Annotated in this window: 19 protein-coding genes and 1 pseudogene; 9 read left to right on the forward strand and 11 right to left on the reverse strand. The window is 36.8% G+C overall.

Translation table 11 applies throughout. The annotated features are described in order from the left end of the window. Positions 1–74: 74 nt before the first annotated feature. Entirely contained in the window at positions 75–1,418 is a 1,344-nt protein-coding gene (locus WA249_RS09075) for a PepSY-associated TM helix domain-containing protein (RefSeq protein WP_336168062.1), read from the forward strand. Positions 1,419–1,495: 77 nt separating this feature from the next. Here WA249_RS09075 and WA249_RS09080 read toward each other — a convergent pair. Both WA249_RS09080 and WA249_RS09085 read right to left on the reverse strand, forming a co-directional pair. Continuing rightward, positions 1,496–1,666: pseudogene (locus WA249_RS09080) on the reverse strand (TetR/AcrR family transcriptional regulator); the annotation flags it as partial. An 87-nt stretch (positions 1,667–1,753) separates the two neighbouring features. Continuing rightward, positions 1,754–2,650, reverse strand: a complete 897-nt coding sequence (locus WA249_RS09085; RefSeq protein ID WP_336168063.1) for an AraC family transcriptional regulator — start codon at positions 2,648–2,650, stop codon at positions 1,754–1,756. Positions 2,651–2,842: 192 nt separating this feature from the next. On the opposite strand from WA249_RS09085, the gene WA249_RS09090 reads away from it, so the two are divergent. Both WA249_RS09090 and WA249_RS09095 read left to right on the forward strand, forming a co-directional pair. Continuing rightward, positions 2,843–3,436, forward strand: a complete 594-nt coding sequence (locus tag WA249_RS09090; protein WP_336168065.1) for an NAD(P)H-dependent oxidoreductase — start codon at positions 2,843–2,845, stop codon at positions 3,434–3,436. Positions 3,437–3,457: 21 nt separating this feature from the next. Continuing rightward, positions 3,458–4,546, forward strand: coding sequence for an alpha/beta hydrolase (locus WA249_RS09095; protein WP_336168067.1), 1,089 nt, complete (start codon positions 3,458–3,460; stop codon positions 4,544–4,546). Between the two features lie 105 nt (positions 4,547–4,651). Here WA249_RS09095 and WA249_RS09100 read toward each other — a convergent pair whose 3' ends face one another. Then, positions 4,652–5,206 carry a TetR/AcrR family transcriptional regulator gene (locus WA249_RS09100; RefSeq protein WP_336168069.1) on the reverse strand — a complete coding sequence of 185 codons (555 nt, stop codon included), beginning with the start codon at positions 5,204–5,206 and terminating at the stop codon, positions 4,652–4,654. A gap of 824 nt (positions 5,207–6,030) precedes the next feature. Beyond that, on the reverse strand, positions 6,031–7,245 hold the full coding sequence (locus tag WA249_RS09105) for an oxygenase MpaB family protein (RefSeq protein WP_336168071.1): 1,215 nt from the start codon (positions 7,243–7,245) through the stop codon (positions 6,031–6,033). A gap of 180 nt (positions 7,246–7,425) precedes the next feature. Here WA249_RS09105 and WA249_RS09110 point away from each other — a divergent pair, with 180 nt between their 5' ends. Next, positions 7,426–8,463 carry an AraC family transcriptional regulator gene (locus WA249_RS09110; protein WP_336168073.1) on the forward strand — a complete coding sequence of 346 codons (1,038 nt, stop codon included), beginning with the start codon at positions 7,426–7,428 and terminating at the stop codon, positions 8,461–8,463. A gap of 44 nt (positions 8,464–8,507) precedes the next feature. Here WA249_RS09110 and WA249_RS09115 read toward each other — a convergent pair whose 3' ends face one another. Next, on the reverse strand, positions 8,508–9,560 hold the full coding sequence (locus tag WA249_RS09115) for an NAD(P)-dependent alcohol dehydrogenase (protein ID WP_336168075.1): 1,053 nt from the start codon (positions 9,558–9,560) through the stop codon (positions 8,508–8,510). Positions 9,561–9,848: 288 nt separating this feature from the next. On the opposite strand from WA249_RS09115, the gene WA249_RS09120 reads away from it, so the two are divergent. Then, positions 9,849–10,736 (forward strand): AraC family transcriptional regulator, encoded by an 888-nt coding sequence (locus WA249_RS09120; protein WP_336168077.1) that lies wholly within the window; start codon positions 9,849–9,851, stop codon positions 10,734–10,736. A 44-nt stretch (positions 10,737–10,780) separates the two neighbouring features. On the opposite strand, the gene WA249_RS09125 is transcribed toward WA249_RS09120, so the two are convergent. The 3 genes from WA249_RS09125 to WA249_RS09135 all read right to left on the reverse strand — a co-directional run bounded on the left by WA249_RS09125 (position 10,781) and on the right by WA249_RS09135 (position 13,124). After that, complete coding sequence (locus WA249_RS09125; RefSeq protein ID WP_252613113.1) at positions 10,781–10,990, reverse strand: cold-shock protein; 210 nt, start codon at positions 10,988–10,990, stop codon at positions 10,781–10,783. 318 nt (positions 10,991–11,308) lie between these two features. Next, positions 11,309–11,845: a DUF4468 domain-containing protein gene (locus WA249_RS09130; RefSeq protein ID WP_336168082.1), complete on the reverse strand. Its 537-nt coding sequence runs from the start codon at positions 11,843–11,845 to the stop codon at positions 11,309–11,311. 244 nt (positions 11,846–12,089) lie between these two features. Continuing rightward, positions 12,090–13,124, reverse strand: a complete 1,035-nt coding sequence (locus WA249_RS09135) for an AraC family transcriptional regulator (protein WP_336168084.1) — start codon at positions 13,122–13,124, stop codon at positions 12,090–12,092. Positions 13,125–13,791: 667 nt separating this feature from the next. On the opposite strand from WA249_RS09135, the gene WA249_RS09140 reads away from it, so the two are divergent. From WA249_RS09140 to WA249_RS09150, 3 genes are all read left to right on the forward strand, one after another. Beyond that, complete coding sequence (locus WA249_RS09140; protein WP_336168086.1) at positions 13,792–15,414, forward strand: arylsulfatase; 1,623 nt, start codon at positions 13,792–13,794, stop codon at positions 15,412–15,414. 43 nt (positions 15,415–15,457) lie between these two features. Continuing rightward, positions 15,458–16,375, forward strand: coding sequence for a formylglycine-generating enzyme family protein (locus tag WA249_RS09145; RefSeq protein ID WP_336168088.1), 918 nt, complete (start codon positions 15,458–15,460; stop codon positions 16,373–16,375). A gap of 182 nt (positions 16,376–16,557) precedes the next feature. Next, positions 16,558–17,757, forward strand: a complete 1,200-nt coding sequence (locus tag WA249_RS09150; RefSeq protein ID WP_336168397.1) for an OmpP1/FadL family transporter — start codon at positions 16,558–16,560, stop codon at positions 17,755–17,757. Positions 17,758–17,812: 55 nt separating this feature from the next. Here WA249_RS09150 and WA249_RS09155 read toward each other — a convergent pair whose 3' ends face one another. From WA249_RS09155 to WA249_RS09165, 3 genes are all read right to left on the reverse strand, one after another. Then, positions 17,813–19,204 carry an amino acid permease gene (locus WA249_RS09155; RefSeq protein WP_336168090.1) on the reverse strand — a complete coding sequence of 464 codons (1,392 nt, stop codon included), beginning with the start codon at positions 19,202–19,204 and terminating at the stop codon, positions 17,813–17,815. A 109-nt stretch (positions 19,205–19,313) separates the two neighbouring features. Further along, positions 19,314–20,867, reverse strand: a complete 1,554-nt coding sequence (locus WA249_RS09160; RefSeq protein ID WP_336168092.1) for a CoA-acylating methylmalonate-semialdehyde dehydrogenase — start codon at positions 20,865–20,867, stop codon at positions 19,314–19,316. Between the two features lie 54 nt (positions 20,868–20,921). Beyond that, positions 20,922–22,304, reverse strand: a complete 1,383-nt coding sequence (locus WA249_RS09165) for an aspartate aminotransferase family protein (RefSeq protein ID WP_336168094.1) — start codon at positions 22,302–22,304, stop codon at positions 20,922–20,924. Between the two features lie 96 nt (positions 22,305–22,400). Between WA249_RS09165 and WA249_RS09170 the strand changes: the two genes are divergently transcribed. Continuing rightward, entirely contained in the window at positions 22,401–23,327 is a 927-nt protein-coding gene (locus WA249_RS09170) for a LysR family transcriptional regulator (RefSeq protein WP_336168096.1), read from the forward strand. The last annotated feature ends 39 nt before the right edge of the window (positions 23,328–23,366 follow it).

The following is a 23,366-nucleotide window of genomic DNA, read 5'->3' on the forward strand; positions in this document are numbered from 1 at the left end:
CTTACAACTCAATCAACATCAAAACAAATAAGTCGTTATAATCCAGCCCAAAATCTGCTAAACATTATCTTCTGATGCTTAACCACTCATCCTTCTGGCGTAGTCTTTTCCGTTTAATTCATATTTATGCTGGTATTTTTATTGCACCATTAATATTGGTTGCTGCAATCACCGGCTTACTCTATGCAATTACGCCACAACTTGAACAAGCAATTTATAAAGATGTTCTATATGTTGAACCACTGAACCAAGCACAATATAAGCTCAGTCAACAAATTGAAATCGCAAAACAAGTGATGCCCAAGTCTGCTCAGGTCATTGAAGTTAGACCAGCCCCAAGCTCTGACCAGACAACACGTGTAATTTTTTCAGATCCTCTACATCATTTTACCAGCGAAGCCGTTTTTATTGATCCTTTTACGCTTCAAACCAAAGGCCACCTTGCTGTCTATGGTACTAGTGGGGTTCTGCCGTTTCGAACTATGCTCGATCAGTTACATAGCAATTTGTTACTCGGAAAATGGGGTCGCTTTTATAGTGAATTGGCAGCAAGTTGGTTAGCCATTTTGACGTTAACTGGACTGTATAATTGGTGGAAACGTCGTCAAAATATTAAAATTAGGCAAACACAAAAAAATAGATTATTGAAATGGCATAGCACGCTTGGTTTAACCTTATTTCCTATTTTACTGTTAATCGCCATTACGGGTCTTACATGGTCTGAGTGGGCTGGAGATAATATTCGGGTTGCTCGTCAATGGCTCAGTTGGCAAACTCCAACATTAGCCACTTCACTTCAAGAAGATAATTTACCTACAGTGATGCACCATGAACATCATGATATGCCGCACAGTGAAAATCTTAATTTAAATATTTTTCCAAGTGAATTTGATAGCGTTCTTTCAATAGCCAGAGCACATGGTATTGACGCAGCACAAATACAAATCAAACCACCTACCAGTGGTAATCAAGCTTGGGAAGTCGCAGAAATTCAGCGTAAATGGCCAACTCAAGCAGACAGTATCGCAATTGATATGGAACACCACAAAGTCATCGATCAACTTGCATTTAAAGACTACTCGCTGGTGGCAAAGCTAACTCGTTGGGGAGTAGATGCCCATATTGGGATTTTATTTGGCTGGATTAATCAATTAGTTCTCGTACTTTATGCGCTTGCGCTTTGTATGATGATTATTTATGCATATAAAGCTGCGTTTAAAAACTCGAACTTAAAGCTCATGACAACTCACTTTGTTGGTCAAAGCTTATTAGTTTGGAGTCGTGCAACTGGCCCACAAAAATTATCGTTAATATTGGTGAGCCTCGTGTTAGGGCTAAGCCTACCTGTTTTTGGATTTAGTATTTTATTTACGCTATTTATCTTTGCTATGCGTAAATACATACCTTCTAAATCGTAAATCCATAAACCTTAAAAAAGGGAGCTAGGCTCAAAATTTGCCAAACTCCTTTTTCATCAAAAGTTCCAATAGAAAAATTATCCGGTCTGCGCTAAAAAATAATCCAGCAGCCTTTCCCTGTCATCCACGCTATTTGAATCTAAAAGCTGAACCATCGCCCCATCAATCACAAACAAAAACATGTGGGCATCTCGTTGTGAAGCATTTACATGAGTTATTAAAAGTAAAGTGTAGATTTCTTTAAGTAAAAGTAGTTATAGAATATAGTTTTAGGTACTTTTGCAGATTCAATAATTTGATCAATATCAGCACTGTGAAAAACCATATTTATCAATTCAATTATTTAGATTACGCATGCGTTTTATATCTCTGAGCGGTGGTTCCCCAAACATTCGAGCATACTCTCTATTAAACTGAGTAACACTTTCATAACCAACACGTATAGCAGCATTACCCGCATCTATACCTTCATAAAGCATCCAATGCCGCGCATCTTGCAAACGCAAATTTTTTAAATATTGCAAAGGGCTTAACCCTGTAATGGTTCGGAAATGTTGCCGAAAAGTAGATGAACTCATGTGTGCTTTTTCTGCTAATTCATTAACTGAAATATTATTTGTATAGTTTAATTTAATCCAAGCAATGACTTTGGAAATTTGTTGGCTAGGTGATCCTTCAGCAGCAAGACTCTGGAGCATTGGTCCATGCTCTCCGTCCAGTAACCTGATAATAATTTCCCGTTGAATTAATGGTGCAATAAACGGAATTTTTGTTGGTTCATTTAATAATCTAACTAACCGTGTTAAAGCATCAAGTAATCCCTCATCTAATTCTATAATCGACATCGCTCTTGAAGGAGTGTATTTCCAAATCATTGAAGGATTCATTTCGGTAGCAATTTGCACGATTAAATTTGCATCCAGATCTAAACGTAACCCTAAATATGGCTCTGTTATTGTGGCCTGAGTTACGTAAGATACAACTGGTAAGTCAATTGTATTAATGAGTGCTTGCCCAGAGCCATACTCGAAAGCCTTTTCTCCAAGTGTTACGCACTTTCCGCCTTGGATTACTACTCCTAAACCTAGGCCAAAGATACAAGGCATTGGATCAGTCGGTATACTACGACGATAAATAGATAATACTGGAAGTTCTGTAGTGTAATCTCCATCGTTTTGAGCAATATCTTGAATTGAAGATAAGAGATGACTATATACAATGGACTTATTCATTTTTACTCCATGACCAAAAAATCAGGATTTCAATATACAATTTAAGATTAACAGATTAAAAATGAATTATTTATGTTTTTGCCACCTCTCATCATATTAGGCAAGAATTAAAGCAGATTTGGCAACCTAAATTAACGTTCTTCCGTGCAAACTAATACCTTAATTTATGCAGATAAAATTAGGCTAAGTCTGATGAAAAAAGTATTGATTATTAATACACATCAATTCTATGAAGGGATGTCTACTGGCACCTTAAATAATTCAGTAGTTGAAATCATGAAAGAAACGATGACCAATCTGGGTTGTGAAGTTCAGCTTACTCATATTGAAAAAGGCTATGATATCAACGAAGAAGTGAATAAACACTTATGGGCTGATTTGATTATTACTCAGTCTCCCGTGTATTGGTTTGGTTCTCCGTGGATCTATAAGAAATATGTTGATGAAGTCTTTACTGAAGGTTTAAAACAGGGAACCTTCTTAGCCGACGACGGACGTACTCGAAATGATCCATCTAAGCAATATGGTACAGGTGGAAAGCTTTTTGGTAAAAAGTACATGTTATCGCTAACTTGGAATGCTCCACGAGAGGCATTTAATAACTCTGAGCAAAAGTTATTTGACGGTAGATCTGTTGATGATGTCTTTATCCACAATACATCAAATTATAAATTTTGTGGTGTTGAAGTATTACCGACATTTTCTTTCTTTGATGTATTTAAAGAACCTCAAATTAGCAAAGATATCGAGAATCTAAAACAGAAACTCATCCAAATTTTTGATTGATTTTCCTCTGAGACTAATAACATGAAAACTAGCAAATCTAATGTCTTTAACAAAAGACGGGTAACAGATAAATTAAAGTTGAACAATTTAGTTAGAAAAGGATTTTTAATTTCAGCCCTAGCTTTTGGCACCGTTATTTTTACGGCTCAAGCCACTTTTGCAGTAGAAGTAAAAACCAAGATAAGCTCAGAAATGAATCAAAAAAGTATCCGTCACGTAACTTTCAAAAATGGCCAAATCATAATGGCTGGTGATTTGTATTTACCGGATAACTTTAATGAGAAAAAACAATATCCAACAATTATTGTGGCTCATCCCGGAGGCGGTGTAAAAGAGCAAACAGCTAGTTTATATGCACAAAAGCTGTCAAAAAAAGGGTTTATCACCCTAGCATTTGATGCCTCGCATCAAGGTGAAAGTGGCGGTGAACCCAGATTTTTAGAAAACCCAGCTGAACGTGTAGAAGATTTTCGAAGTAGTGTAGATTATCTCACCACATTAAATTTCGTTGATAAAGATCGTATTGCTGTACTTGGAATATGTGCAGGTGGTGGATATGGCATTAATGCAGCAATGACAGAACATCGCATTAAAGCTGTAGGTACTGTAAGTGCTTTTGATATTGGTTTAGGGTTCCGTAAAGGTTGGTATGGTGATGGGACTTTATCAGATCAATTAAAACTACTTGATGAAGTTGCTAAGCAACGTACTCTTGAAGCAAATGGTGCTAAGCCTTTATATATCAATTACGTTCCAGAAAAAATAGATGCAAATACACCTCGTGATTTAAGGCAAGCCTATGAATATTATAGAACCCCACGTGGACAACATAAAAATTCTGGAAATCAGTTATTATTTTCAAGTGTAGATAAAATTATTGCATTTGATGCTACAGATAATATTCAAGAATTACTTACACAGCCTCTACTGTTGATAGCAGGTAGTGATGCCGAATCATTATGGCACAGTAAACATTTCTACGATTTAGCCAAATCTAAAAAAGAGCTATTTCTAGTTGACCATGCAACCCATATGACAATGTATGATCAACCTGATCATGTTAATAAAGCAGTTGAGAAACTTGCTTCTTTTTACAATGTAAATCTTTAATTTTTACCTTAGTACGTTGAACTATGTAAAAGCTCTTTTACATAGTTTTATATATTTACCATCTTCTTATCAGTAAGTGAGCTGGCTTAAAACCGATACTTCACTTTACCCAACCCCCACCAAAAAATAATCTAGCAACCTTTCCCTGTCATCTACACTATTTGAATCTAAAAGCTGAACCATTGCGCCATCAATCACAAATAAAAACATGTGCGCATCTTGTTTTGAAGCATTCGTGTTGGTTGTTAAAAGCAGTTTATAAATTTCATTGATCAACCAGTTTCGATAATCAATTACGAGCTGATAAGCCTTTGGATGTGTTTTCGCAATTTCAAATATGGCTTTGAACGGCAAGTGGTAAAGCCCGTCTAAGTTTGCATGCAGAAAGTAAATCTTACGAAGCTTTTCAACGAGCGATAAGTCTTTCTGAACATAGATAATCGAGATGACTTCTTGTTTAAGGCCATCTTTCTGAAAAGCTAGACACATTTTAATAAGGCGTTCTTTTGAGTGAAAGTAGTTATAAAAAGTCGCTTTTGGGATTTTTGCCGACTCTATAATTCGGTCTACACCAACATTGTGGAAGCCGTATTTATTAAAAAGATAGCGGGAAGTGTGCAATACACTTAAAGCACGTAGTGAAAGATCTGAATATGGCATAGTTTTACCGTTATAAAATAAATTATTGTTGTATATAAATGAGATATAAAAGCCTTCCACTTTTTTTAAAGGTGAAAAAAGGCATAGCAAAGCCGTAAAGACTGTGCTTGGCACATCTCAAGTTTTATTGTTGATGCAAGTTTTTGAGCCATAATGACTTAAAGCCTGAAAACCCTAAAGGTAATCAAGCTGATAATATGATTTAAGTTGTATCGATATAGACTTTGGCAATGACTGCCAAGAAATAATGAATATGCATAGCCAACTCCTTCTATTGGGAGTTCTGCCAAAACATTAGAAATTATGGTGGCAGAACGGAAGTGGGTTGACAGACTGGTAGGACTCCAGCACACCCGAGGGTGTCCCACTCCCGTCCTACCGCTACGGGAGGGAACGAGGTGTGCACATGAGACTATCCCTCAGAAAGGAATAAGTCTGATGCGGTCCTATGTGGTCTGTCAAAACCACCTGGCAATGTAGGCCAGTCCGCAAATGGTAATCTTCAATATTTAAGGTGTCAATGTGATATTGGCTAGAAAATATTTAAATAATTATTGTTTTTCATTTAATTACATAATTAAGAAAAACCTTAAATATTGGCTTAATAATATTGTCTTGTTTAGAGAATTTTTTAAGCTGCGCACCCTAATGTTAGAATGCACAGCCCAGATAAAACCAGATTAATGATCAGATAAAGTTTGATGTAATATAAGGTTTCAATGTTGTTTACTAAGAAAATAAAGTTTGGTCTTAAGCAAAGCCCATTCTCCAGATACATCGTCTAGATAGACTTTTTACCTTAGAAATATAAAGACTATATAACCTTAATTTTTGGTACGATAGTCTGCTTTATTTTCACCCAATTGCTTGTGAATAAAAGCTTCGAGCGTTGCTTGTCCGTATCTTTCGATAACATTGCGAATAAGTGGTAACTGAGTTGCTTTTGAAGATATTTTTAAACTTCCAATAATTGGTTGAGCTAAGATTTTTGCCCACACGGATGAATTAACTTGGAGATCGTGAGCTAAATTTTTACCTGCAGGCAATGTATATTGAGGTGACAATAAGTATTTAACGATCGCTGCGTGTAAATCTCTGGACAGTAAGAAATGAGGAATTTCTGTAAGTCCATTAATCATAGCCTGTGTGAGTTCAACTGAGCTAGTATTAACAGTATATGAATATTCATGAATCAGTTTATCTAATGCTTGCTGCTCTTCATTAGTTTGGCCGAGTAATTCTGGAACTACACCCAGAACTCGCGTGATCCATCTCCACATTAAGTTATAACTATCGGCCTCGGCATCACTAACCCTGCCACCAAGCGCTTTAACAATATTGACCCGATATTGACCAAATACATAGACACCACCTGCGGTAGTGAGCTGATCAATCGGAGTTGTACAATCAGATTTCCACCTTCCACTCTTAAGAATCCCCATTCTCACCATCGTATGCATCAAACGAATACGCACCCAGACTTGCCAGCTTTTACCTAGAGGCTTCATTCCATCTACATCAAATGCACCTATAAATCCTGTTGCGGTTTCCCAAAAGCGTCTAGGAAAATCACCCTTTTTATCAAGTCGCCCAGTAGATGCCATGACCTTTGCAACATTTGGATAGGTATAGGTATATGGTAGTGCCCCATGTAATCCAAAAAACAACCCTATTGGATTCCGCAACCCCATTTTTGCACCCAAACGCATCTGTTCAAAATCAGCCCATTCAGGTACAAATTCAACGTCAGCGAAAAAGTTGTTAGCTGCTAGATTACCCTTTTCTTGTAATAATCGTGCAGCACCATAAATATCGCGACTCATCATATTATGAGCACGGAGTTCAAAAATTAAGGCCTCAGCTAAGGGGTCACCAATGTATTGCCATGCTTCCAAGTCAATGTCTTTTAGTGATGATTGAGCAACATGATTAGGCGCTGGTTTTGATGCTATCTCAAAAGCTTTTAAAACGCGCTGTTGTAGTAGCTCATTGTCTGGCATCACATATCCAAACTTATTATATTCGTCAAATTGCATCATTAGATCTCATACACACTTTTATTCACTTTCTTAAATTTAAGACAGTTTGTATGGTTGATTGCAGCCAAAGACCTATCATTTTCAGCCATTTTACAGCTATCATGATTGCTGTTTTCTGCCGCTTAAATCTGCCCCAGCATGATTAAAAGCCATAAAAACATCGATAATATAGGTTGATTTATGGAACCCGCGTCATTAAAGCCCTTAAAAGACTTACTTTTTCCAATGCAGTATTTGGAAATTTGTCAATCATTGGTCAACGCTGCTGATGGTGATTTTGAACCAATTATGGAAGCATGCGGATTAAAAGTTGAAAATCTAATGTCTCCCATGATGATGATAGATGGAGAGAAATTACTTCATGTTTATAAATCAACACTTAATTTTTGTCATGAAAAAAAACCTTATTGCTTACAAGTTCTAGATTACTTTCCAATAACTGCACATGGTTTAATGGGTATTTTAGCGATGACATCTCCAAAACTTGAGGATGCTTTGAATGCAGCTCTTGATTTTTTTCCATTGTTAATGCCTAGTTTTCATGTAGAACGAAAAGACATAAAAGATGAAGTTTATTTACTTTTTAGCCCAACATGTAGCTTTGGCGAATATGATAATTTTTTTGCTGAGTTAATCCCTTTAGCAATCTTTCAGATAGCACCTTTTTTATCAAAACGTCCGAAAAATATTCAATGTTTTTTTTCTCATGTCTCAGATTTTAATCCTAATATTTATAAAGAGCAGTTAGGAATAGATGTGCATTTCAATGCCAAGGGAAACTATCTAGTGTTCCCTAAATCAATTCTCAATACTTCATTAATTACTTCTAGTGCAGGTGTTTATAATCAATCTAAATCTTCACTACAAGCCATTAATGACTCATCAAAAAACAAAAATCCTGTTACGGTAAAAGTAAGAGAGGTGTTAACAAAACATCTAAAGCAGAATAAATTCATGAGTAATGATTCTGTAGCAAGATCAATAAATATGCCTGAACGGACTTTAGCCCGACAACTTGCTAGTGAGGGTTACACAATTTTGAAACTAAAGAATGAAATTAGAATTGAGCTGGCTAAAACTTTACTTATAAAAAATGATATAAATATCAATGAAATATCTAAAAAATTAGGTTATAGCAACGCAGATAATTTTTCCAAATTTTTTAAAAATGTTACAGGAGAGACACCGAAACAATTCAGAGATAAACACAAATATTAACTGTGCATCCTAATGGAAGAATGCACAGCAAAGATCCAAACAGATTAATGATCAGATAAAGTTTTCATATCAATCACAAAACGATATTTCACGTCGCTCTTTAGCATACGTTCAAAAGCTTCATTAATGTTTTGCATATCAATCATCTCGACCTCAGAAACGATATTATGCTCACCACAGAAATCGAGTAACTCTTGTGTTTCCTTAATTCCACCAATCACCGACCCTGCAATTGATTTTCTACCCAAAATCATAGGTACTGAATTTGCGCTAATTTCACCTAAATATCCGACCAGCACAATTGTTCCATTTAAAGCTAAAGTTGGAATATAGGGCTTCAAGTCATGGTTATAAGGCACAGTATCAATAATTAAATCAAATTGATTTGTGACTGACTGCATTTGAGCTTCATTGGTTGATAGCACAACATGATGCGCACCGAGTTGTTTTGCATCCTGTTCTTTGTTTGCTGAGCGGGTAAATAATGTCACTTCTGCGCCTAGAGCATTGGCAAGTTTAATAGCCATGTGTCCCAGACCACCTAAACCGACGACCGCGACTTTACTGCCCTTCCCAATATTCCAATGGCGAAGCGGCGACCATGTGGTAATGCCAGCACAAAGTAACGGCGGTACAGCTTGAGCATCCAGATTTTCAGGCACTTTTAATACAAAATCTTGGCTACAAGTAATTGTTTCAGAATATCCACCATACGTTGGTCGTTGATCATGGCGATCTACACTGCCATAAGTTTGAATGTTACCTTCTTCACAATATTGCTCGAGTCCTGAATGGCAGGCAGAACAAATACGACACGAATCGACCATACAGCCGATGCCGACTAAATCACCAACTTTATATTTTGTGACTTTGGGGCCAATGGACGTTACACGACCTACAATTTCATGACCCGGCACTATCGGATAAGCACTAAATCCCCAGTCGTTTTTGGCTTGATGTAGATCGGAATGGCAAACACCACAATATTCAATTTGAATGACAACATCATCTTCACGTGGGGTTCTACGTTCAAACTTAAACGGAACTAAAGGAGTTTCTGATGACAGCGCGGCATAACCTAAAACTTCAATTGTCATATTTTTTCTCTCATGTTTAATGTTTAAATAAAGACGATTTCTTCGCTGGATATTCATTGATGGCGATTAGTTTTGAAAGCACATGAATACGTTTTTGAAAACGATGACCCAGCAGACTTTAAGCAATCGACTTTTTGCCATGTTCATCAGTATAAAAATGAAAGTTGTAAGCTGTTGTTCTATTCCTCTCACAGATTTGCCCAATCCTCCGAATTGTTGCAATTCTCTCTATTTTTCTTATTTGAAATGCCTACAATAAAAACACAGATGGCAATAGGTGAAATCTGAATGGCGAATATGTCTCTAGGCAATAACGAAACACTGGCTCAACTTGTCGATCAATGGACCCGAGCAAAAGGTACATTTGAAACACCTATTACGGGACTGACTTTATTTCGTGCGGAAACATTGACCCAACCCAATAGCAGTATGATGGACGCCAGTCTATGTATGATTGCTCAAGGCAAAAAACAGGTTATTCTGAGCGAAGAAACTTATACTTACGACTCTAACCATTTCCTTTTTACGGCAATTGACCTACCTGTAATTGCTCAAATTCTTGAGGCTTCAGTTGAACAACCTTATCTTTCAATAGTGCTACGACTAGATCCCTATGTACTTGCCCAAATCATGCTTGAAGCCCATATTCCTTTTAAAGACGTAAATACTGAAAAAAAAGGAATGGCTGTCGGAGTAGTCAATTCAGAACTGAATGATGCTTTTATACGGTTAATAAAACTACTGGATACACCACAAGACATCCCCGTATTATCTCCTCTTATTATTAAGGAAATTTTTTATCGTTTATTGATGAGTCCACAAGGTGATCGACTTAAACGCATTGTGGCGGCAGGAACTACAGGTCATCGAATTGTTAAGGCGATTGAATGGTTGAAAACAAATTTTGCAAAATCCTTTAGCGTTGAAGAGCTGGCAAGCACAATGGGTATGAGTGCTTCTAGTTTTCATCAACATTTTAGGGATATAACCTCGATGAGCCCCTTACAATATCAAAAAAGAATGAGGCTGACTGAAGCACGCCGTTTATTAATGACCGAAGAATATGATATTTCAACGACTAGTATTCAGGTCGGTTACGAAAGTTTGTCGCAATTTTCCAGAGAATATAAACGCTTTTTTGGAGCGCCACCCTCAGTAGATATAAAAAGTATATAAATAAAAAAGCCCTGAATATTCAGGGCTTTTTTATTTATCACTTATTACTGTGGAATAATATTCACAGCACTTGGACCTTTTTGTCCTTGAGTGATATTAAACGTTACTTTTTGGCCTTCATGTAGAGTTTTGAAGCCAGAAGAAGCGATTTCTTTAAAATGAGCAAACACATCTGGACCAGATTCTTGTTGAATAAAACCGAAACCTTTAGTTTCGTTAAACCATTTTACTGTACCGGTATTTGTATTAGACATAATATATCCTTTAATCTTAATCATTTGAGTCATTTAAAAATGACAAATATAACTTGAAAAAATAGTAACGAATTGAGCTTAATATCTGAAAAAACGAAGGATTATGACTAAAACTACGATACTTAAAGAAGATTTACTACAAGTCTTTTTTCTAGTTAAGTTAAGCATACACGAAACCAATATTTTTATATACATTTTTTTATATTAAAGAGAAATATCATCGACTTAGCAAAGGTAAATGCCTATTTTTCTTAGAAATTTACCTTTTATAACTTATGAGACTCTTCAACTATATTTATATAAGCCCATGTAAGAAAACTACATGGGGCTCGCTCCAGCAGGTTGAGCATTCGGATGTAAGACATGAAATTTATAGGCTTCAACAACATTTTTTATTTGGTTCTGTATGGCTGCATTTTTATCTTTATAAAAATGATTATTACGATTGTCACGGGGTTCTATATTACTAAACGTAAGCTTAGCTTGATGATCTTTAACTTCTATTTTCAACATATAATTAAAGGAATCATCCGCGATCTTAATCATATTTCTGCTTAGACAATCCATACAATTATCAAATTTTAGCCCTGCATGTCCTTTAATCGTCAGTACTTTATTCTCGTCATCTGCTTGGATAATCTTTCGACTTGAAACATAATCCACAACATTATTTCGCCAGTTTTTAGAAGCATCATAAATTTGCGTTTGGTTCAAACCTTTGAACTTAACAATTTCTGAAAAATATTCATTTTTCTTTTTAGCAGGTTTTTCATCAACTTCATTAGGCAAAGAAAGACAACCTTGCATCCCTAGCACGGCAAAACTTAATGTAACACCTAAAATTACTCTTCTCACGTAAGGCTCACTTTTTAAAAAGACTAGAAGTACAACCTCTAAATTTACACCACCCCATCTAATAATTTGGTTTATATAAAGTTAAATTTAATTCTTAAAATGGTTAACTATATTTTCAAAGCGAATTTAAAAATCAACTCTGGCGATAATTTATATTTTTTAAAAATAATTCAACTGCATATTCCACCAAGAAGAGTATGTTTTGAACTTTTTTCTGAATGAGAATTTTAGAAAAAAATTGTCATCAAATAATATCATCCCGATATTTCTTTGGTGATTTACCAGTCCTAGATTTAAACCAAGTAATAAAAGCATTGCTGGTATAAAAACCCAAAGATTTCGAAATTAGAGATATTTTGAAATTATTATTTTCCAAATAACGTTTTGCGAGATCAAATCTAACTTCATCTAAAATATCACTATATTTACTATTTTCTTCAAGTAACTTTCTACTTAATGTACGTACACTTATTTCTAATTTCTCTGCAATATATTCACGTGAAAAATTACCACTTATATGCAACTGCTCATATAAAATAGAACGTACACTATTCGTAAAATCACTATTACCAACTGATTCTTTAATAATTAATTTCGCATAATTTTCAACATTTTCATACAACCTGCGATTTGCAGTTTTTAAAGGTAGTTTTAATGCATTTTTTGATAAAATAATTGCCGATTCTGGCTGATTAAAATACACAGGACATTTAAAAAAATTTCTATAGAAAATAACATCTTCATCTTTCAAAATATTATATTTAAAATGTATTGAATGTAAAACACTTTGTTCATTACTTTTTACAAGTTGAACAATACTAGCCCACCAAGCAATTTTATATTCCGTTGCATATTGTATAAATTTAGGACTACCTAATAAGCACACCCATTCTAAGAAAACATAATTATCTTTTTCAATCAAAAAAACCTTACCAATTCTACCATTCAGCTCCCAATATTTTTCAAAAGTTTCTATAGCTTCCTCTAAGGATGAGCTAATTTCAATTAAATAACCTAGCACCCCATTTGCTACAGAATTATTTTTCTCAATAAATTTTAATATACTTAATGGATCATCTGAATTAGAAAATAAAAAAAGTATTATTTTCTCTAAATATTCAAATAAAACAAAAGAATTGGGATCTATTAATAGATTTTCATTTAAATTAATTTTATCTATTAACTCTTCTCGGGTAATATTAAAAAAATCACAATTATCTAATATATGATTAATTACTCCAACTCGAACCTTCCCATTTGTATTAAACTTATCCTTCACTTTTACACCAGTAAAACCTATTCATATAAATAAATTTCTTAAGAAACTGTGAGAAATATTTTAAAAGTCTTAATCACAAACTCACTCATTAAAATATAGACGAATCCCTTTCCAAGCCTAAATTTATCATACACTAAACAATAACTTACATACAGGTTAGCTTTTTCAATGCTATTACAGCAACTCCCAATAACCTCATATTTGAATAATATCTCTTTAATAAACATCTATTTCTAATTTATGCCATTTCATTTCTCCTTTAGGTCTACTTTTTAAAAATAATATTTAATATCAAAAAGATATGTATTTCATAGAAATTTCTATCAATTGAAAGTTACTTATAAAAAATATAATTTACGTTAAATATTTTCCAAATCAGACTAAATTTTTACATTTGGGGAATTTCGAATAGATTAATTAAAGGAATAAATTATGTTCAATTTTGGATTGCCATCTATTTTTTTTAAAGTTGTTTACTTCTTAAAAAGTCATTTGAAGAAGAAAAATTATTGGTCAGGGCTCTGTGTTCTCTAAGAGAGTAATTCGTCAATTAATTTAGGCCATCTATTTTAATACAACGCTTTTCTATTACTCATTTTCTAATGATTAAGCTCAACATTACTGTAGCTAAAAATTAGATATATCACTTAATTATCAGGAACATATCATGCCCTTGACTACAAAACTACGCATGAGTACAGCTCTAATTTCTGCATTCGCCTTAACGGCATTAGCACAAAATATTAATGCTCAAACTACAGCGATGATGGATGATACTTTTTTAGCCCAAACTAAAGCCGAACACCCAAATCAAGAACCCTCCATTACTCGCGCTAAACAAGAGTCATCCGCCCAACAACGATTAAATGGACTTAAACAACGTTTTGGCCACGCCCCTAATATTATCGTTATTTTATTAGATGATGTTGGTTGGGGCGATCTTGGGGTATACGGTGGTGGGGTTGCTACCGGTGCTGCTACACCAAACATGGATCGTATGGCTAAAGATGGCCTACAGTTAATGAATACTTATTCACAACCCTCCTGCACCCCAACCAGAGCTTCAATATTAACTGGACAGTTACCTATCAGAACGGGACTATTACGTCCAATGTTACCGGGCGAAGGTGCCCATGAAAGAGGGATTAACCCCAACACAACCCTTCCCCAAAAACTCAAAGATGCGGGTTATGTAACGCAAGCAATTGGTAAATGGCACCTAGGCTCAGCCAAAGAAGCTCAACCCCAAAACGTTGGCTTCGATCATTATTATGGAATACTTACCTCATCTGATGATTATACAGCATGGCGAGAGCCTTGGCGTAATCCGGAGCTGATGTTAGATCCGGCCCGAAAAAAATGGGCTTCCGAAGGTGAAATCATGGCTATTGTTGAAGCGTCTAAAGGAGAAGATGCTAAAGCTGTTTTTCCCATTGATAATGATTCAATCCGTCTCGTAGATGAAAAATTAACAGATAAAGCAATTAGCTTTATTCATGATTCAAAAAATAGTAATAAGCCATTTTTCCTCTATATGGGCACACGTTGCTGTCACAATGATAACTACCCCCATCCTGATTTTGTAGGCAAATCACTTGCTAAATATCCTTATAAAGATGCTTTAGTGGAAATTGACTATCGAATAGGTCAGATTCGAAAAGCATTAGAAAAGTCAGGACAATCAGAGAATACGCTGATTATTTTAGCCAGCGATAATGGACCATTCTCAGAAGCATTCCCAGATATAGGGGTTACCCCATTTCGTGGAGCAAAAGCGACCAGCTTTGAAGGAGGCGTCCGCGTTCCCGGTATTGCCTTCTGGCCAGGAGTAATAAAACCCGGACGTATATCAGAAGGGTTATTTGATTTGACAGATATTTATGCAACTGCTCTAGGCTTAGCTGGGGCAACGAATAGTATGCCAAGTGATCGCTATATGGATACCATCGATCAGTCATCATTTCTCATCGCTGATGATGGGAAATCACGCCGTCGAGTCCAATATTATTGGGCAAATGATAGTTTCATGGGTGTTCGCATTGCCGAATATAAATTATTAGTTAAAGAACAAAGCTTTAATATCCCTGATACATGGCCACAAGCAAGTCCTTTCCAAGGTACAGCTCAACCTTTGCTTTACGGCGGTAAAATTTTCAATTTACTTATTGATCCGAAGGAAGAGCACGCAATGGCTCCTCTAAAGCAGCCTCAAATTCCAGTTTTAAAAGAAGCTGTTATGAGGCACTTAGAAACCATGAAGAGATATAAGACTCCTTTGCCATTTAAATAAATGACTATGACAGACCAACAACGAGCTATTAATAGATATTGATATGAATGATATGGTTTACCTAAATGGTGGTACTTTCTTAATGGGTTCAAATACCCATTACCCAGAAGAAGCTCCTGCGCATCATGTTCATGTTTCTCCTTTCTGGATTGATAAAACTCCTGTTACAAACTCGCAATTTAAACAGTTTGTTGAAGCTACGGGTTACATAACTTTTGCAGAACTCCCTCCTAACCCAAATGATTATCCGGGAGCTCCCGCTTATATGTTACAACCTGGTTCCTTACTATTTGTGTCCCCTTCAAATTCAACTGATTTAACAGATTGGTCTTGGTGGAAATTTGAATTTGGAACTACATGGCGTAATCCACAAGGCCCTAAATCAACTATTGATGGTTTAGACAATCATCCTGTAGTTCATATTGCTTACTGTGATGCTTTGGCTTATGCCTCATGGTGTGGGAAATCTCTGCCATCGGAAGCGGAATGGGAATATGCAGCTAGAGGAACTCTTGAAGGTCGTGAATTCGCTTGGGGCGATGAACTCACGCCTCTGGGCAAACATATGGCGAATACATGGCAAGGAGACTTCCCATATGAAAATACAATGGAAGATGGTTATTCACGAACGTCACCTGTAAAAGCATTTCCTTCAAATGATTATGGGCTATATGACATGATTGGAAATGTTTGGGAATGGACAGCAGATTATTGGTCGCCAACACACCAATTTAAATCGGTTTCACCTTGTTGTATACGACACAATCCACGTGGCGGCGCGAAAAATCACAGTTATGACCCCGCCATGCCTAATATCTCTATCCCTCGGCAAGTACTTAAAGGTGGTTCCCATCTGTGCGCCCCTAATTATTGTCGACGATACAGACCGGCAGCCCGACATCCTGAAGCTGTTGACACATCAAGTAGTCATATAGGTTTCCGATGTGTCATTCGTACATAATTGAAAGATAAAAGTAAAAATGAATAGCCCATCAGGAGAATATTAAAAAAACTAAATTATCCCATACGCTACCTAGCAGACTTACCCTGCTCGAAATCACTCTATAAATGACATTCATACAACGTTCTAATAAAAAAAAGAAATTAGAATGTTGTATGCCCCAAAAGGAATTTGAGGCTGCCATGTATTCAAACAATACTTATTACTCTTTACTTATTATCGTAACATTATCATTGCCAAATATAGCAACTGCTGCTGCTTTGGATAGATCAGGACAGTTAATTACTGATTTTTTTCAAGATGGAACATATGCTTCCGTTTCATATAACTATGTCATTCCGCAAATAAGTGGGCAAGATATGGGTCTAAGCTCTCATGGGAATCCACAAAACATTCCGAATATTACCAACAACTATTCATCCTTCAGAGGTGGATTAAAAACTGATTTAAATGAAAATATAAGTGTTGGCCTTCTTTATGACCAACCCTTTAGTATTGATCTTCAACATCATGGTAAAACTGATTTTGTCTCTCAGTCTGTAAATCACCTAGAACAAGGCACTAACGCTACGTTGAGTAGTCATAATTTGACAGGTTTAGTTGGCCTGAATATCAATGAATATTTAGGTATTTATGCAGGGCCTGCTGTTGAAGAAATACAGGGTAAAGTACAATTACGTGGGCACATATATAAAGGCATGGCAAATTACAATGCTAATCTAGAATCAGATTATGCTACTGGTTGGGTCATGGGATTTATGATAAAGAAACCTGAAATTGGTCTAAAAACAGCTTTAACTTATCGTTCTGAAATTAAGCATAAAACAGAAGCAACCGAACAATTCACTGCCCTCAGCGATAAAATTTATAAATCACCAGTGACTTTTACTTCTCCAGAATCGGTGAATTTTGATTTTCAAACGGGTTTAGATAAAAAAACATTATTAACTGCAAATGTCCGCTGGGTGCCATGGAAAGATTTTGAGTTAAAACCTGCCAAATTAGCAGAGCGAACTGCACCAACGAGTCCCGATCATTCAGGATTTCCATTAATTAGTTATGAAAAGAACCAATGGTCTGCCCAAATTGGATTGGCTCGAAAAATGACTGAAAAATTTATCCTATCCACCTCAATTAATTGGGATTCAGGCCTCGGAGACCCTGCAAATGCATTAGGTCCAATTAACGGTTACTGGGGAGTTGGACTTGGATTCCAATATCATTTTTTACCTGAATGGGCAGTTTCATTTGGCGGTAAATATTTATGGCTCGGAGATGCTGAAGCTAAACGTCAAAATGGCGACATAGTCGGAAGATTTACAGATAACGATAGTATTACTTTTGGATTAAAACTATCTTATCAAAATAAATCTCATTATTAAAAATTACGGAAAGGACGGTATTTACCCGTCCTTTCATATGTAAAGATGTTTTAAATTAGTCTAGATTTATGGCAACCGATCTGGTTGCTTTACGCTTTCGTGTGACAAACAACCCGCAACCAACTACCAATAAAGTTACACCTAAAGATAAAGTAGTTTCATAACTATAGGCTGGCGATAAGAACATATAACCTAAAACAGTCATAAGCACTAAAATCACAAACCACGTTAACCATGGGAATAACCACATTTTAAAAGATACGGCTGTACCCTCTTTTTCCCATTTATGTCTTAAACGCAATTGTGAAAATGCAATTACAAGGTAGACCAGTAAAGCAATTGAGCCTGTGGTGGATAACAAGAACCCAAACACTTGCCCTGGAAACATATAGTTCACCGCACAGCAAATAACACCAACCAAAGTTGATAAAAACACAGCCGAAGTCGGCACACCTGCTCTATTAATTTTTGTCACAACGCTCGGCGCTTCGTGACGCGTACCTAAGGCAAATAACATTCGAGACGAGGTATAAACTGCGGCATTCATACAGCTTGCAACTGCAATAAAAACGACGGCGTCCATAATCAGTTTAGTTTCAGGAACATTTAAACTCATTAATACAAACTGAAAAGTGCCAAATTTTTGTAAATCTGGTGAACGCCAATCGACCAAAGCAACTGCAAGAAAAATCGAAACAACAAAGAATAAAATAATTCGATAAAGCACTAAATTCGTTGCACGTTTAATTTTTTCTTCTGGATTTTTAGATTCTGCCGCAGCAATAGAAAGAATTTCTATTCCAAAAAATGAAAATGCCGAGATTAAAATTGCTGATAAAACACCACCCATTCCATGTGGCATAAAACCACCATTTGAAAATAGATTGCCAACACCACTGACATTTGTTGCTAAAGGCCACACTCCAAATACAGCCATTGCTCCAATGATAATAAACACTACAATCGCAATGACTTTAATGAGTGCAAACCAAAACTCAAATTCACCAAAGCTTTTGGTACTAAAGAAGTTAGCTAGACTGAGTAAAATAATAAAGGCAAATGCATAAACGGCACTAGAAATTTGCGGGAACCATGCGTGTAAAATTTCAGCTCCAGCAATGGCTTCAATGGGAATCACCAGTACCCAAAACCACCAATATAACCACCCAATGGTAAACCCTGCCCAAGGGCCAATTGCTTTACGGGCATATGTAGAAAATGAACCTGTGTCAGGTTGCGCGACCGCCATTTCACCCAGCATGCGCATGACCAGAAAAACTAAAATACTTGTAATTATATAAGCGAGTACGGCAGCAGGCCCTGCTTTTGCAATTGCCGCAGAAGAACCTACAAATAAACCTGCACCAATAACGCCACCGATACTAATCATGGTGACATGTCGATTAGAAAGTCCTTCACTTAATTTTATTGTTTTATCATTGTTCATATTCGATTCCTTCAAATTGACAAACTGATTTTAAAACCGTCTTAAAAATGTACTTCTCCAACTTGTACGAAACAAAAAAGGGAAAATCAGAGTTTTCCCTTTTTATTGATTAATTTAATGTAGGCATAGCAAATTGTTTGGCTTCACGAAGCTGAGTTGAAGGCCAACGTTGGGTAATAGTTTTACGGCGTGTATAAAAACGCACACCATCTGGACCATACGCATATAAATCACCGAACAATGAACGCTTCCAACCACCAAAGCTATGATATGCAACTGGTACAGGTAATGGCACATTGACCCCAACCATACCGACTTGAATATTGCTGGTAAAATAACGTGCAGCCTCACCATCACGAGTGTAAATACATGTTCCATTACCATATTCATGATCATTAATCAGTTGCATTGCATCTTGCATGGTTTGTACACGAATGACCTGTAAAACAGGGCCAAATATTTCTTGCTGATAACTTGTCATGTCTGGTGAAACTTGGTCAATTAAAGTCGGCCCAACAAAAAAACCGTTTTCATAACCTGCCGGTTTTGCATCACGACCATCTACAACAATTTTAGCACCTTGTTGCTCTGCACTTTGAATAAAAGCTTGTACTTTGTCTTTATGTGCTTGCGTAATGAGCGGTCCGAAGTCATTACGCTCATTTGCATAGTGCCCAAACTTCAATTGTTTCATTTCTTGTTTTAATTTTTCGATCACAATATCAGCAACTTCATCACCAATTGCAACTACGACTGATAACGCCATACAACGTTCGCCAGATGAGCCAAATGCAGCCCCTAATAAAGAAGTCACGACATTATCAATATCGGCATCAGGCATAATAATCGCATGATTTTTTGCTCCACCTAAAGCTTGGCAGCGCTTACCACTCGCCGTTGCCGTACGATATATGTACTCTGCAACAGGTGTTGACCCAACAAAACTAACCGCTTGAATTTTAGGATGATGTAGCAACGTATCAACTGTTTCTTTATCGCCATTTAAAACACTAAAAACACCATCAGGCAAGCCAGCTTGTTTTAAAAGCTCCGCTAAAAATAAAGCGGCAGAAGGCGCCTTTTCCGAAGGTTTTAAAATAAAACAGTTACCGCAAACAATTGCCATCGGGAACATCCACAAGGGAACCATTGCAGGAAAGTTAAAAGGCGTAATACCTGCAACCACACCTAGCGGTTGAAATTCACTCCATGAATCAATATCTGGCCCCACATTTTTTGAATATTCGCCTTTTAAAAACTCAGGCGCACCACATGCATACTCAACGTTTTCAATGCCACGTTGTAATTCACCTTTAGCATCATGGCAAATTTTTCCGTGTTCTTCACCAATTAGCTGGCAAAGCTTGTCAGCATTTTCTTCGAGTAATTGCTTAAATTTAAACATCACACGTGCGCGTTTAATCACTGGTGTATCACGCCATGCTGGAAAAGCCTGCTCTGCAATTTGAACCACTTTGTTGACCAACTCGGCATCTGCAAGTGCAACTTCTTTCGTACTTTCGCCAGTCGCTGGGTTATAAACAGATTGTTTATTGGCGGTTTTAGTGATGAGCCCACCATCAATAAAATGCCCTACCACTTTAACGGTTTGCTGACTTGAATCGGTGTCTGTGTTGCTATCAAAATTTTCTAAAGTGTTCATCTTTATTCCTTGTGTCTATTCATCTTTTCCAATTAAGTTCTAAGCCGATCAGTGTTATTTCACTTGATAAATTGCCTCACCGACGGCATTCATGAGTCGTTGCAGCTCTGCCTCTGTGCTATTAAACATTGGACCAAACTGAAGCGTATCTCCGCCAAAACGGACATAGAAACCCGCTTTCCAAAGTTGCATTCCAATTTCAAAACCACGAATCGTCGCATCGCCATCACGCGGTGCTAATTGCACAGCACCAATCAGCCCACAGTTGCGTATATCAAGAATGTTTGGGGCGCCTTTTAATTCATGTAAAAGTTTTTCAAAGCTTGGAGCCAAATCAGCCGATTGATGAATTAAATTTTTCTTCTCTAAAACATCGAGCGTCGCTAAAGCCGCAGCACAGGCAACCGGATGCGCCGAATAGGTATAGCCATGGGTAAACTCAACCGCATGTTCAGGTAAATCTTGCTGCATAAAGGCATCATAAATTTCATGGCTTGCCACTACGCCACCAAGGGGAATAGCACCGTTGGTAACTTGTTTGGCAAAATTTAAAATATCTGGTGTGACATCAAAATATTCTGAAGCGGTCCAAGCCCCCATTCGCCCAAAACCAGTAATGACTTCATCAAAAATAAGTAAGATATCGTGTTGATCGCAGATTTCTCTTAAGCGTTTTAAGTAACCCGTTGGTGGCACAATACATCCTGCCGAACCTGAAACTGGCTCTACAATGACCGCAGCAATATTAGATGCATCATGTAGCTCAATTAACTTAAGCATTTCATTGGCAAGCTCTACGCCACCTGTTTCAGCACAGCCTTTGGTAAAACTTAAATCGGGCTGCAAGGTATGCGGTAAGTGGTCTACATCCATAAGCTGACCAAACATTTTACGGTTACCACCGATACCACCAAGACTTGTCCCCGCAACATTTACACCATGGTAGCCACGTGCGCGTCCGATCAACTTAGTTTTACTTGGTTTGCCTTTAATTCGCCAATAGGCACGCGCCATTTTAATTGCGGTGTCGGCAGACTCTGAACCTGAGTCGGTAAAGAACACATGCTGCAATTTTTCAGGCATAAGCTGAATAATTCGTTCAGCCAATTGAAACGACAATGGATGACCAAACTGAAATGCCGGTGAGTAATCTAGCTTTGCCAACTGAGTACTTACGGCTTGCTGAATTTCAGGAAGCGTATGCCCAGCTCCACAAGTCCACAGACCTGATAATGAGTCATAGACTTCACGGCCTGCGCTATCAATTAAATATGATCCTTTAGCACCGACAATCATGCGCGGATCTTTATGGAAATTACGATTTGCAGAAAATGGCATCCAATGCGCTTGATAATTTAAGCTCATCTGAGCATTTGATTGAACGGTTTCCGATGCAGAATCACCATCAGTTAATTTGTCGATATCAAACATAATCACTCTTCTTGTTTTGAGGCTATTTTTTGAGTGTACATAGCGATATAGTTTTGATAAATTCAAATTATCTTGAGTTTAGATTTAAAAAAACAAAACTAAATGAAACCTAAAAAATTAAATCAAGTCACTGATTTTGATATTAAATTACTTAAAATATTTAAAACGGTTTGTGACTGTCACAGCTTTACGTCTGCCGAGAGTATTCTTGGTATTAGCCGCTCTGCGATTAGTTTGCATATGAGCGATTTAGAGAATCGTTTAGGCATTCGGCTATGCCAACGTGGCCGCGCAGGGTTTGCATTAACTGATGAAGGACGGGAAATTTTAGAATATATAGAAGTGCTCACTGCTTCTATCGAAGACTTTCGCTCCAAAGTCAATCAAATGCATAACCGTCTAAAAGGCGAATTTAATATAGGTATTATTAATAACCTCGTGACCATGCCAAGTGGCTACATTACCAATACGCTGGCTCAACTCGCCGAAGAACATTCTGAAGTGATCATTAACATTAGTATGAGCACACTTTCAGATATTGAATGCCGTGTACTCGACAACCGTTTACATGCGGGAGCAATTCCACTTGTGACTCCGCTGTCTGGCCTAGACTATTTTGATTTATATAGCGAAAGTTCATTTTTGTACTGTGGTAAAAACCACCCACTGTTCAACCAATGTAGCAACCTCAATTTAGATGAATTAAAAACCTGGCAAGCCGTACTTCCTAATTATGCAATTACACCTGAAGCAGCAAAGTTGCACCAACTTTTAGACTGTAAAGCGACAGCAAGTGACCGTGAAGGAATTGCATTTCTGATTTTAACTGGAAAATTCTTAGGTTTTTTACCCGATCACTACGCAAAGAAATGGGTTGAAGATGGTTTTATGCAAGCTATTTCAAAGGAAAAAATGCATTACAGCACGCCCATTTGCTTAATTACTCACAAAGGCAAAAACCACAACATTATCTTAAAAACCTTTATGGAAATGCTTGAGAAACGGATAGTTGGGCAATTAAAACTTTGAATAATTTACTGTAAATTGTTACTAAAATCCTTACTTGGG

Origin of the sequence: Acinetobacter sp. 161(2023), assembly GCF_037027805.1 — a bacterium.
GTDB lineage: Bacteria > Pseudomonadota > Gammaproteobacteria > Pseudomonadales > Moraxellaceae > Acinetobacter.

What these genes read in the sequence shown, in the direction of transcription:
- WA249_RS09075 (WP_336168062.1), top strand. Translation starts at nt 75, where the DNA reads ATGCTTAACCACTCATCCTTCTGGCGTAGTCTTTTCCGTTTAATTCAT.
- WA249_RS09085 (WP_336168063.1), bottom strand. Translation starts at nt 2,650, where the DNA reads ATGAATAAGTCCATTGTATATAGTCATCTCTTATCTTCAATTCAAGAT.
- WA249_RS09090 (WP_336168065.1), top strand. Translation starts at nt 2,843, where the DNA reads ATGAAAAAAGTATTGATTATTAATACACATCAATTCTATGAAGGGATG.
- WA249_RS09095 (WP_336168067.1), top strand. Translation starts at nt 3,458, where the DNA reads ATGAAAACTAGCAAATCTAATGTCTTTAACAAAAGACGGGTAACAGAT.
- WA249_RS09100 (WP_336168069.1), bottom strand. Translation starts at nt 5,206, where the DNA reads ATGCCATATTCAGATCTTTCACTACGTGCTTTAAGTGTATTGCACACT.
- WA249_RS09105 (WP_336168071.1), bottom strand. Translation starts at nt 7,245, where the DNA reads ATGATGCAATTTGACGAATATAATAAGTTTGGATATGTGATGCCAGAC.
- WA249_RS09110 (WP_336168073.1), top strand. Translation starts at nt 7,426, where the DNA reads ATGGAACCCGCGTCATTAAAGCCCTTAAAAGACTTACTTTTTCCAATG.
- WA249_RS09115 (WP_336168075.1), bottom strand. Translation starts at nt 9,560, where the DNA reads ATGACAATTGAAGTTTTAGGTTATGCCGCGCTGTCATCAGAAACTCCT.
- WA249_RS09120 (WP_336168077.1), top strand. Translation starts at nt 9,849, where the DNA reads ATGGCGAATATGTCTCTAGGCAATAACGAAACACTGGCTCAACTTGTC.
- WA249_RS09125 (WP_252613113.1), bottom strand. Translation starts at nt 10,990, where the DNA reads ATGTCTAATACAAATACCGGTACAGTAAAATGGTTTAACGAAACTAAA.
- WA249_RS09140 (WP_336168086.1), top strand. Translation starts at nt 13,792, where the DNA reads ATGCCCTTGACTACAAAACTACGCATGAGTACAGCTCTAATTTCTGCA.
- WA249_RS09145 (WP_336168088.1), top strand. Translation starts at nt 15,458, where the DNA reads ATGAATGATATGGTTTACCTAAATGGTGGTACTTTCTTAATGGGTTCA.
- WA249_RS09150 (WP_336168397.1), top strand. Translation starts at nt 16,558, where the DNA reads ATGTATTCAAACAATACTTATTACTCTTTACTTATTATCGTAACATTA.
- WA249_RS09155 (WP_336168090.1), bottom strand. Translation starts at nt 19,204, where the DNA reads ATGAACAATGATAAAACAATAAAATTAAGTGAAGGACTTTCTAATCGA.
- WA249_RS09160 (WP_336168092.1), bottom strand. Translation starts at nt 20,867, where the DNA reads ATGAACACTTTAGAAAATTTTGATAGCAACACAGACACCGATTCAAGT.
- WA249_RS09170 (WP_336168096.1), top strand. Translation starts at nt 22,401, where the DNA reads ATGAAACCTAAAAAATTAAATCAAGTCACTGATTTTGATATTAAATTA.